This window comes from Acidovorax sp. 1608163 (genome assembly GCF_003669015.1).
Classification (GTDB): Bacteria; Pseudomonadota; Gammaproteobacteria; order Burkholderiales; family Burkholderiaceae_C; genus Acidovorax.
The window spans coordinates 1,089,586-1,100,447 of the sequence record NZ_CP033069.1; the positions used below are offsets into that span (position 1 = coordinate 1,089,586).

13 protein-coding genes and 1 tRNA gene are annotated in these 10,862 nt (G+C 57.0%); 9 read left to right on the forward strand and 5 right to left on the reverse strand.

The genetic code is table 11. From position 1 onward, the window contains the following. Positions 1-38: 38 nt before the first annotated feature. From EAG14_RS04910 to EAG14_RS04930, 5 genes are read right to left on the reverse strand one after another with little or no spacing between them, the layout of a single operon-like run. A complete protein-coding gene (locus EAG14_RS04910) occupies positions 39-788 on the reverse strand; it encodes a PilX N-terminal domain-containing pilus assembly protein (protein WP_121728239.1) in 750 nt (249 codons plus the stop codon). A gap of 19 nt (positions 789-807) precedes the next feature. Continuing rightward, positions 808-1,704, reverse strand: coding sequence for a PilW family protein (locus EAG14_RS04915; RefSeq protein WP_121728240.1), 897 nt, complete (start codon positions 1,702-1,704; stop codon positions 808-810). A 2-nt stretch (positions 1,705-1,706) separates the two neighbouring features. Beyond that, complete coding sequence (gene pilV, locus EAG14_RS04920) at positions 1,707-2,396, reverse strand: type IV pilus modification protein PilV (RefSeq protein WP_121730301.1); 690 nt, start codon at positions 2,394-2,396, stop codon at positions 1,707-1,709. Between the two features lie 5 nt (positions 2,397-2,401). Then, positions 2,402-2,977 (reverse strand): GspH/FimT family pseudopilin, encoded by a 576-nt coding sequence (locus tag EAG14_RS04925; protein WP_121728241.1) that lies wholly within the window; start codon positions 2,975-2,977, stop codon positions 2,402-2,404. Positions 2,978-2,998: 21 nt separating this feature from the next. Then, positions 2,999-3,529, reverse strand: coding sequence for a GspH/FimT family pseudopilin (locus tag EAG14_RS04930; protein ID WP_121728242.1), 531 nt, complete (start codon positions 3,527-3,529; stop codon positions 2,999-3,001). Positions 3,530-4,126: 597 nt separating this feature from the next. Between EAG14_RS04930 and rpsO the strand changes: the two genes are divergently transcribed. The 9 genes from rpsO (at position 4,127) to EAG14_RS04980 (ending at position 10,850) form a co-directional block, all read left to right on the forward strand. Next, complete coding sequence (gene rpsO / locus EAG14_RS04940) at positions 4,127-4,393, forward strand: 30S ribosomal protein S15 (protein ID WP_005793232.1); 267 nt, start codon at positions 4,127-4,129, stop codon at positions 4,391-4,393. A 207-nt stretch (positions 4,394-4,600) separates the two neighbouring features. Continuing rightward, positions 4,601-6,820, forward strand: coding sequence for a polyribonucleotide nucleotidyltransferase (pnp, locus tag EAG14_RS04945; RefSeq protein ID WP_099656385.1), 2,220 nt, complete (start codon positions 4,601-4,603; stop codon positions 6,818-6,820). Positions 6,821-6,945: 125 nt separating this feature from the next. Next, on the forward strand, positions 6,946-7,932 hold the full coding sequence (locus tag EAG14_RS04950) for an NAD(P)H-quinone oxidoreductase (protein WP_121730302.1): 987 nt from the start codon (positions 6,946-6,948) through the stop codon (positions 7,930-7,932). Positions 7,933-7,934: 2 nt separating this feature from the next. Further along, positions 7,935-8,681: a triose-phosphate isomerase gene (gene tpiA / locus EAG14_RS04955; protein WP_121728244.1), complete on the forward strand. Its 747-nt coding sequence runs from the start codon at positions 7,935-7,937 to the stop codon at positions 8,679-8,681. Positions 8,682-8,716: 35 nt separating this feature from the next. Continuing rightward, positions 8,717-9,094 (forward strand): preprotein translocase subunit SecG, encoded by a 378-nt coding sequence (gene secG / locus EAG14_RS04960; protein WP_121728245.1) that lies wholly within the window; start codon positions 8,717-8,719, stop codon positions 9,092-9,094. A 116-nt stretch (positions 9,095-9,210) separates the two neighbouring features. After that, positions 9,211-9,295 (forward strand) — tRNA-Leu (locus tag EAG14_RS04965). A 69-nt stretch (positions 9,296-9,364) separates the two neighbouring features. After that, positions 9,365-9,724, forward strand: a complete 360-nt coding sequence (locus EAG14_RS04970) for an NADH-quinone oxidoreductase subunit A (RefSeq protein WP_121453043.1) — start codon at positions 9,365-9,367, stop codon at positions 9,722-9,724. A 27-nt stretch (positions 9,725-9,751) separates the two neighbouring features. Beyond that, positions 9,752-10,231, forward strand: a complete 480-nt coding sequence (locus EAG14_RS04975; protein WP_007849129.1) for an NADH-quinone oxidoreductase subunit B family protein — start codon at positions 9,752-9,754, stop codon at positions 10,229-10,231. A gap of 10 nt (positions 10,232-10,241) precedes the next feature. Next, on the forward strand, positions 10,242-10,850 hold the full coding sequence (locus EAG14_RS04980; protein WP_121730303.1) for an NADH-quinone oxidoreductase subunit C: 609 nt from the start codon (positions 10,242-10,244) through the stop codon (positions 10,848-10,850). Positions 10,851-10,862: the final 12 nt, after the last annotated feature.

Here is a 10,862-nt window from a genome sequence, read left to right on the forward strand (position 1 = left end):
TGAATGCGTGCGGATTGCTCTCTTAATTATTTGAGAAATTAATCCATTGTCTTTTGTGGTGCATAGGTTTGCTGCAAAACCACTTGTGTGCCTGGCTTTCGGCCATAAGCGAGGGCTGTAATGCGATAAATCAAATTAGGACTGGTGTTGCCACCCAAATTCATGCGCAGTAGATTTTGGGCTCCCGATCCCACAATGAGGCCTGAATTCTGGGTGCTTTCGTCGTAACGTAATACTTCAATCCAATACCAGCCACCTTGGTTGGCGGGGGTTGCAATGTCCCACTGCAAGAGAGGATTGATGGGGGTGCTGATACTGCCCTTGCCTGCGCCAGTGAACTGCCCGTACCGCGCTCCTGTGGGTACCATTGCATTAAGGGCGGCTGTATCGTTCCAAAAATCCAATTTGCCTGCGCGTTTGGTACAAAGGCCACTTCCGCATCCTGTGGGTTTTTGACTTAGTTCTGCAAGCAAGAGGTCGCGCTCTGTAATGTCCAGTGGAATTTTTTCTGCAGTGCTTGTGCGACAAATATCGCCCAGGCCTACACACTCAGTGCCGTCAGCTTTCTGGTTGCGAATGTCCAGTTCCGCATCCTGAAGCAGGGATTGAACTGCTTCAAAGGTGCGTTGGTAGTCGGCATCGTTGCCAACCACCAATTCATTGAAAAGCGAAGTCCGCGATGCCCACAATGCCAAAAGCATGGACAGCATGACGAATATGATGACGACGAACAGCGCCACGCCACGCTGGTGCTTGCGGTGGGAGGGGTTGTGAATTGCACGGTGCATGATCAGTTCTTCAAGGTGGTTAGAGCGGAAGCAACTGTGCTTTTGTGAGGCCTTGACTACGCACCTGAAAGACATTGCGGTAGGTCACGTGCATGCGTTGGTTGCGAGCTCCTGCGAGCGTGGTCATGTCAATGGCTGTTCCATCGCAGTCACGGTAGGTGCTTGTGCCGCCTGTGGGCATGTTGATGGCTTCCGTGCCGTACAACACAAGGCAAACCTCCACGGCTTGTACTGTGAGCCAGTCAGTTACGTCAGCTCCTGCCACGTATTGGACAGTCAGATTGGTGGGGTTTGTATTGTTCTGAACCAGATAACGAACCTGAAAATTAGCCACATTCTGTGCAATGGGTTGCGCGATACCTCCATTGCCTTGGCATTGCAATTCGCTACCACTGAGCTGAAAAACGCTCTCTACCCGTTGGTCTGCATTGGCGTCAGTCGGTCCACCCAAGCAGTTGCGCCCGATGGTTTGGTCTGTGGCTGCGGTGTACACAGATTCCTTGTAGCGACGGAAGCCTGTACTGAGCCCGCCGCTAGGGGCACCCAAATTGTGCATTATGGGGTCGTAGTTACTTCCTCCGCTAATTGCAGGCGCCGCGGTTTCGAATGCCACGGGAACCATTGCGGGGAAACCCGTTGACCCTCCGCTGGGGTTGGGGTTGAGGTACAGCGAGCCGGCTTGGCGCAATTGCAAGCCAATGACGCGCATCAGGTAAGCAGACTGTTGCTGAATATTGCTGGCGTCGCTGACGGTTCCGGAGACGCCACGCGAGACCATGAGGGCTCCCATTGCAACAGCGATGACGAGCAGGCCGATGGAGAGGCCGACCATCAACTCAATCAGCGTGACACCCAGTTGATATTGGCTGCGAAATGGTTTGCGTTTACCGGAAAAACGTGAGAAGTGGGTTTTCATATTTATTCTCCGGCGCAGTAGATCTGCATAAAACCTCCACCGGCGTCGTAGGGTGCGCAGCGTGCAGAGACGGGGATGTATTGCAGGTGACAGGTGTAATTTGCAGTGCAAGACGTTGCGCCAACCCCTGTGCCTCCGCCGTTTTTGAATGTGCCATCCGTATCGCGGGTCTTCGACGCATCAATATTGTCTCTGTGGGTCGTTTTATCGGTTGCGTCGCTAATGTCGATTTCGTTCTCTCTCCATCGAACCATGACACCCAATTGCCGGCGGTTGGTTGCATTATCTCCAGGGGCCAAGAAAATAGTGGCATCTCCGACTGGAAGCATTTGCTGAACGGTTCGCCTCCAAACGGCTACGTCGTATGTGGTGAGCAGATCGCTGGAGCACGCTGTTGTAGCGCAGTCAACTGCAGGGGCAGGCACAGCAGTGGAGGGGTCTGTCCATGCACTTTGGTAGCTACTCAAGGTCAGTAGTGCATTGGGATGGGCCTTGATGCGTTCACTGAGGTCTTCGATGAGACGAATAGCCTGTGCACGGCGCACCGTAGTTTGGGTATCGGTCAGCGTGCGCATCTGCACTCCCAAGATACCCAAAATACCCAGGGCTGCAATGACGATCGCAACGAGGGATTCAATCAGCGTGATGCCGCGCTGATGCTGGTTTGGAAAATGGTGCAATGGGGTAGTCATGGGTATCAGCCGGTGCATGGAATAGCTTCTTGAGGGATGACACGGATGCGGCCGCCAGAGCTCATGCAGACGCCACGTGAGCCCGCATGTGCGGAGCTTTTGTTCAGGGGGACCAAGGTGAACCCTAGCCAAGCGCCATCAACAAGGCCCCAGCGATTGAATTGGATGCTGGCGCCGCCACCAGTACGGTTGACGTGCACTTTGCCCGTGAATTCAACACGCTGCAGTACGGGCTCGGCTGCATTGCATGTGCCGTTGTTATTGATGTCATGGCAGACAATCCAGCCGCAGTCCCAGTCACGAGTCCCGCTGGCAGTGGTGCAACCATTGGTGTTGTTGGGTATTTTTTGTATCACCACTTGCCCGCTGCGTTTGATGGCTTCAGAACGTGCGTACTGCAGACTTGTTTGTAGCTGCTCTGCAGGTTCTCGCACACGCCATCCTTCTATCAGGGGGGTGAAGCTGGGGGCTGCCAAGGAGATGAGAATTGCGACTATGGACACCACCACCATCAACTCAATGGCAGTGAAGCCAGTCACAACGTGCCGAAATTTTGGTTGCAGTGGGCGGTGGGTGTGCATGGCTTTGTGGGGTCTGGCGACTCAAGGGCAGGCAGCGCCATGTTGCATCTGTGCGACGCGTCCGCCTTTGGCGCACAGCCTGATGGCGCTGCTGTCTGTCGCGCTTTTCCCATCAGGGAAGATCGCGATGTCGACAGCCATTGGAGCGCCGCCACTGGTCTCCGAAAGCATTCCCCAGCGGTCCACATACAGCATGTCTTTGTTGTTGCTTTGGGTCATGCTGACTTTGTTGGGGGCTGGGCTCACTTGCAGGTCTGTTGAGACTCCGTTTTGGGTGGACGTGACTTTCCAGCCGAGGCTCCACCCGCCGGTGGCGTCAATGGCGATGCCGCCGCCGCGCTTGATAGCCTCCGAACGGGCGTAGTAGAGGGTCGATGTGAGGCCTTCGGTGGCACTGCGCACGCGCCAACGTTCAATCAATGGAGTAAAGCTGGGGGCTGCCAATGTTGCCAAAATCGCAACAATGGCCACAACAACCATCAATTCAATGGCTGTAAAGCCGCGGTGGTTTTTAGGGTGTGGAATTCCCAGAGATGGGGGCAGTGCATGCATGAGGGCGATCCTAAGGAGTTCGTGGTTGGGCTGTGACAGCCTGTGTGACCAGTGGCGCTAGCGTGGGGATGAGCGGCGACTACCTGCGTGTGTACCCCAAGCAGGCCCCGGCGTTGGACATTCCTTTGCATTCTCGGTAAAGGCGACGATCTCGCTCGGCGCGCGACTCTTCCGATGGGCTGCGTTGGTGGGTGACTTTGCCTGTGTTTTTCTTGTTGGTCGTCGTGTTATTTGCTTTAGTTTTGTCGCCAGCGGAGCCTTTGGCCAGCGCGTAAGAAGGGGCGACAAGGATGCACATGCCAATGGCGCCAGTGGTTATTGCGAGCCGCAGGCGTTTGTTCCAGGGCCTGGAGTGAGTTGCTGTGCGTGCGGGGGAAAAGGGATGTTGCATGGCTGGGTGCTTTCGAGGCTGAGCTGTTGCAGCTGATTGGGCGCAGTGTTCTGGATCGCTGGGTGCTTGGCAAGCCAAATTCGGAGCCGGGCTATAATTGTGGGGTTTTGCATGGTGCAAGACGCACGCCCGTGGCCGTTCCAGCTGCTGGCGCAAGTAAAAACCATGATCTTCCGCTTGCGGCGGGTCACATTCAAGGAAAAAACATGATCGCATCCTCCATCAAGGCCGAAGTCGTCAAGGCGAACGCCCGTGCTGCCAATGACACTGGTAGCCCAGAAGTGCAAGTGGCCCTGCTGACCGCCCGCATCAACGAACTGACTCCTCACTTCAAGACACACGCCAAGGACCACCATGGTCGCCGTGGCCTGCTGCGCATGGTGAGCCGTCGTCGCAAGCTGCTGGACTATCTGAAGGCCAAGGACGCTGACCGTTACACCGCGCTGATCGCCAAGTTGGGTCTGCGCAAGTAATTTTCATTGCATGCGAAAACGCCTGGGTTAGTCCGCTAGCTCAGGCGTTTTTTACTTCGGAGTCGCAAAACGGAGCGAAGCTGTGTCATTCCAATGAAGTTGCTGCCATGGGTTGGTGTGCAGGTTCCCTGGAATGGCATCGTGTTCTGAATTGCCCTCCAAGACAATCTGGTAGAGCGCTACCAGCTATCAAAATAGGAGCTGAACATGAGCATTTTCAACAAAATCACCAAAACCTTCCAATGGGGTGACAAGACCGTCATCATGGAAACGGGCGAGATCGCCCGCCAAGCCTCCGGTGCGGTGCTGGTGAACATTGACGACACCGTGGTGCTGGCCACCGTGGTGGCTTCCAAGGGGGCTAAGCCTGGCCAGGACTTCTTCCCCCTGACGGTGGACTACATCGAGAAGACGTACGCGGCCGGCAAGATCCCAGGCAGCTTCTTCAAGCGCGAAGCCAAGCCCAGCGAGCACGAAACCCTGACCAGCCGCCTGATCGACCGTCCGATTCGTCCGCTGTTCCCTGAAGGTTTCTTCAACGAAGTGCATGTGGTGATCCACACGGTGTCGCTGAACCCTGAAGTGGATGCTGACATCGCAGCCCTGATTGCTACCAGCGCGGCCCTGGCCATCTCTGGCATCCCGTTCAACGGCCCTATCGGTGCCGCGCGCGTGGGCTATATCAATGGCGAATACGTGCTCAACCCCGGCCAGACTGCGCGCAAGAACTCGCAGATGGATCTGGTGGTGGCGGGCACCGAAGCCGCAGTGCTGATGGTCGAATCCGAAGCCCAGCAACTGTCTGAAGAAATCATGCTGGGTGCTGTGGTGTTCGGTCACGAGCAAGGCAATGTGGCCATCAACGCCATCCACGAACTGGTGCGTGATGCGGGCAAGCCCGTGTGGCAGTGGGAAGCGCCTGCCAAGGACGAGGCCCTGATCGCCAAGGTGGTGGCTCTGGCCGACGATAAGCTGCGCGCCGCCTACCAGATCCGCAACAAGCAAGCCCGTACCCAAGCCTGCCGTGAAGCCTATGCCGCCGTGATGGCTGCGCTGAAGGCCGATGGCGTTGAATTCGACGCGGTCAAGGTCGAAGGCATGCTGTTCGATATTGAAGCCGGTATCGTGCGCAGCCAGATTCTGGCGGGCGAACCCCGTATTGATGGCCGTGATACGCGCACCGTGCGCCCCATCGAAATCCGCGGCAGCGTGCTGCCCCGCGCCCACGGCTCGTCGCTGTTCACGCGTGGCGAAACCCAGGCGCTGGTTGTGACCACGCTGGGTACCGAGCGCGATGCACAGCGCATCGATGCACTGGCTGGCGAGTACGAAGATCGCTTCATGATGCACTACAACATGCCTCCCTTCGCCACTGGCGAAGTGGGTCGCATGGGCTCGACCAAGCGCCGCGAAATCGGCCACGGCCGTCTGGCAAAGCGTGCTCTGGTGGCTGTGCTGCCGACCAAGGAAGAGTTTCCCTACACCATGCGTGTGGTGTCGGAAATCACCGAGTCCAATGGCTCTTCGTCGATGGCTTCGGTCTGCGGTGGCTGCCTGTCGCTGATGGATGCTGGCGTGCCCATGAAGGCGCACGTGGCGGGTATCGCCATGGGCTTGATCAAGGATGCCAACCGCTTTGCCGTGCTGACCGACATCCTGGGCGATGAAGATCACTTGGGCGATATGGACTTCAAGGTGGCAGGTACCACAGCCGGTATCACTGCGCTGCAGATGGACATCAAGATCCAAGGCATCACCAAGGAAATCATGCAAGTCGCCCTGGCCCAGGCCAAGGAAGCGCGCATTCACATCCTGGGTAAGATGCAAGAGGCCATGGGCGAAGCCAAGACCGAAGTGTCGAACTTTGCGCCCAAGCTCTACACGATGAAGATCAACCCCGAGAAGATCCGCGACGTGATCGGCAAGGGTGGTTCGGTGATCCGTGCGCTGACCGAAGAAACCGGCTGCCAGATCAACATCGACGAAGACGGCACCATCACCATTGCCGCCACGGATGCTGCCAAGGCGGATGAGGCCAAGAAGCGCATTGAGCAGATCACGGCTGAAGTTGAAATCGGCAAGATCTACGAAGGCCCAGTGACCAAGATTCTGGACTTCGGTGCGTTGATCAATCTGCTGCCTGGCAAGGACGGTCTGTTGCACATCAGCCAAATCGCCCACGAGCGCGTTGAGCGCGTGGGTGACTACCTGACCGAAGGCCAGATCGTCAAGGTCAAGGTCATGGAGACTGATGAGAAGGGTCGCATCAAGCTGTCGATGAAGGTGTTGGCAGACCGCCCTGCCGGTGGCAGTGACCGCCCTGCGCCCGCCGAGCGCGGTGACCGTGAGCCACGCCGTGACCACGGTCGTGATGGTGGTCGCCAGCCCTCCGAGCAGCAACAACAGCAAGAACAGCAACAGCAGTGATTCATCGGACCTTCGGGTCCGTAAATTGAAGTAGTTTGCTATTAAATTTATAGCTTCTACCGCTTATTTGATAGGCGTTAGAGGCTTAAATTGCCTAAACGTACCGACTTATGACTGAGCGCCTCATGCGTGCTGTAGAGATATCCTCGTTCGGAGCGCCTGGTGTGCTTCGTCTGGGGGATCGCCCTGTGCCGGCGCCTGGTGCGGGTGAGGTGCTGATTCGGGTGAGTGCCAGCGGCATCAATCGTCCTGATGTCTTGCAGCGCGCGGGGCATTACGCTCCGCCGCCCGGTGCTTCTGATCTTCCGGGGTTGGAAGTCGCGGGTGTCATCGAGTCTGGCGATGCGCAGGCTTTGGCTTTGGCGGGCTTGCAGCTTGGTGATCGGGTCTGTGCTTTGGTGGCGGGTGGTGGTTATGCCCAGTGGTGCGTAGCGCCTGTGGGGCAGTGCCTGCCGGTGCCTGAGGGGCTTACGGACATCGAGGCGGCGTCGTTGCCTGAGACCTTCTTCACGGTGTGGAGCAATGTGTTTGACCGGGGGCGTTTGCAACCGGGTGAGTGGCTTCTGGTGCAAGGCGGCACAAGTGGCATTGGCGTCACGGCCATCCAATTGGCCAAGGCCTGGGGTGCCCAGGTGATTGCCACAGCAGGCAGTGATGAGAAATGTGCCGCTTGCGTGGCGCTGGGCGCTTCCTATGCGATTAACTACCGCACCCAGGATTTTGTGGAAGAAGTGCGTCGCATCACTGGGCAGCGCGGCGTTGATGTGGTGTTGGACATGGTTGCCGGCGATTACGTGGCCCGCGAGGTGGAGTGTCTGGCGGAGGATGGCCGGTTGGTCGTCATTGCGGTGCAAGGCGGCACCAAAAGTGCCTTCAACGCAGGGTTGGTGCTGCGCCGCAGGCTGACTGTCACGGGTTCTACGTTGCGGCCCCGATCGGTGGAATTCAAGGCAGCCATCGCCCAAGCCCTGCGCCAGCATGTGTGGCCTCTGATTGCATCGGGGCGGGTGCGTCCGGTGATCTATCGCACGTTTGATGCAAGTGAGGCGGCCGATGCCCATGCGCTCATGGAGTCCAATCAGCACACGGGCAAGATTGTTTTGACCTGGTAATCATGAAAAAGAAACTCATTGCAGGCAACTGGAAGATGAATGGCGGCTTGGCTGCCAACGAGGGGCTCGTTCGGGGGCTTCTGGCGGGGCTGGCTTCGGCGCCGTCTTGTGATATCGCGGTGGCCGTGCCTGCTCCTTATCTGGCGCAGGTGCAGGCTTTGACTGCGGGCTCTCCAATTGCCTTGGCCTCACAGGATGTGTCTGCGCATGCATCGGGTGCGTACACCGGTGAGTCGGCTGCAGGCATGCTCAAGGAGTTCGATGTGTGCTATGCGCTGGTGGGGCATTCCGAGCGCCGGCAATACCATGGCGAATCAGACGCCGTGGTGGCTGAAAAAGCCCGTCAAGCCCTGGCTGTGGGCATTACCCCGATTGTTTGCGTGGGGGAGACTCTGCAAGAGCGCGAATCGGGTCAGACGGAGGCTGTCGTCAAGCGCCAGTTGGCCGCCGTCATCCATGTCAATGGCCATTGCATCAGTGAAATCGTGGTTGCCTACGAGCCTGTGTGGGCGATTGGCACGGGACGTACGGCGTCTCCTGAGCAGGCGCAGCAAGTGCATGCTGTGCTGCGTGCGCAATTGGCGGCTGCCAGTGCGCATGCGGACCGGGTTCGTCTTCTTTATGGTGGCAGCATGAATGCCGTCAATGCCGCGGAGTTGTTGGCACAGCCAGACATTGATGGTGGGTTGGTGGGTGGAGCCTCGCTCAAGCCGGAAGATTTTTTAAAGATCGTCGCTGCGGCCCAATGAGCTGTGCGCAATAAGCTATTCAATTAGGAGTGAAAATGAGTGTTTTGGTGAATGTGATTTTGGCCGTGCAGATGCTGGCGGCATTGGGAATGATTGGGTTGATCCTGGTTCAGCACGGCAAGGGTGCTGACATGGGGGCCGCATTTGGCAGTGGCTCTTCCGGTAGTCTTTTCGGTGCCAGCGGCAGTGCCAACTTTTTGTCGCGCAGCACGGCGGTCTTGGCGGCTGTGTTCTTTGTCTCCACGTTGGCGTTGGCTTATTTTGGCAATGCCCGCCCAGCCAGTTCTGGTAGCGTGCTGGAGACGCCTGCTGCGGTTGCGCCTTCTGGTGTGCCAGCTTCGGGTGGTGTGGATGCTGTGCCTGCGGCCCCTGTCGTGCCCGCATCTGGTGCGGCCCAGATCCCAACAAAATAATCCGCACTAATTTGACGCCCTGTTCTTTGTGCAGGGTTTTTCCGGAGTAGAATTCTGGATTGTCTGGAAAGCCAAAACCTTCATGGTTCCTCATGCCATCCAGACATGCAACAACAGCCGTCGTGGTGAAATTGGTAGACACGCTATCTTGAGGGGGTAGTGGCGAAAGCTGTGCGAGTTCGAGTCTCGCCGACGGCACCAAAACAAAAGCCTGTCCGCAAAATTTGTAAAATTTTGACGGATCGGGCTACAGCGGTGAGCATCCTCAAGATGAACCTCGATCAGTACCTCCCCGTCCTTTTGTTCATCTTGGTTGGCATCGCCGTCGGCGTTGTCCCCTTGATTCTTGGTTATGTGCTGGGCCCCAATCGTCCAGATGCAGCCAAAAACTCCCCTTATGAATGCGGCTTTGAGGCCTTTGAAGATGCGCGCATGAAGTTCGATGTGCGCTACTACCTCGTGGCCATTTTGTTCATCCTGTTCGATCTTGAAATTGCGTTTCTCTTTCCTTGGGCGGTGACGCTGCATGAGGTGGGGATGACAGGCTTCGTGGCGGTGTCGATCTTCTTGGCCATTCTGGTCGTGGGTTTTGCCTACGAGTGGAAAAAGGGCGCGTTGGATTGGGAATGATCGAGCTTCAATAAGAGGACGAATGCGATGATTGAAGGCGTGATGAAGGAAGGCTTCATCACCACCAGCTATGACTCGGTGGTGAATTGGGCTAAAACCGGTTCTTTGTGGCCCATGACCTTCGGTCTGGCGTGCTGCGCGGTAGAGATGATGCATGCGGCGGCTGCTCGCTATGACATTGGTCGTTTTGGCGCGGAGGTGTTTCGCGCCAGTCCGCGTCAATCCGATTTGATGATCGTGGCCGGTACGCTGTGCAACAAGATGGCTCCAGCCTTGCGCAAGGTGTATGACCAGATGTCGGAGCCACGTTGGGTGCTGTCGATGGGGTCTTGCGCCAATGGCGGTGGTTACTACCACTACAGCTACTCTGTGGTGCGCGGTTGTGACCGCATCGTTCCTGTGGATGTGTATGTGCCTGGTTGCCCCCCAACGGCTGAAGCGTTGATTTACGGCATCATCCAGCTGCAACAAAAAATCCGCCGCACCAATACCATTGCTCGCGTCTGAAGGGTTGATGATGACTGCTGTTGCCATTCGGCCCGAGAAACTCAAAGACAATATCGCTGCAGCCTTGGGAGCCAAGGTTCGCGAGATCACTGTAGCTTTGGGTGAAGTGACTGTCGTCGTTGCCGCGGCAGACTATCTGGATGCCATGCGCACGCTCCGTGATGCCCAAGCCTGTCGCTTTGAGCAATTGGTGGACTTGTGCGGTGTGGACTATTCTGAGTATGCAGGTGTGGTCAATGAAGGTGCGCGTTATTGCGTCGTTTCCCATCTGTTGTCTGTCAGCCTGAACCAGCGCGTGCGCGTGAAGGTGTTTTGCCAGGATGACGACTTTCCCGTGGTCGCCTCTGTGGCAGACCTCTGGAATTCGGCCAACTGGTATGAGCGCGAAGCCTTCGATTTGTTTGGCATCGTGTTTGACGGTCACAACGATTTGCGGCGTATTCTGACGGACTACGGTTTTATCGGCCATCCGTTCCGTAAAGACTTCCCTCTGTCTGGCCATGTGGAAATGCGCTACGACGCTGAGCAGCGTCGTGTGGTGTATGAGCCTGTGTCTATTGAGCCCCGTGAAATCACGCCTCGCATCGTTCGCGAAGACAAGTACGGAGGTTTGCACTGAGTCGCTTTGCGC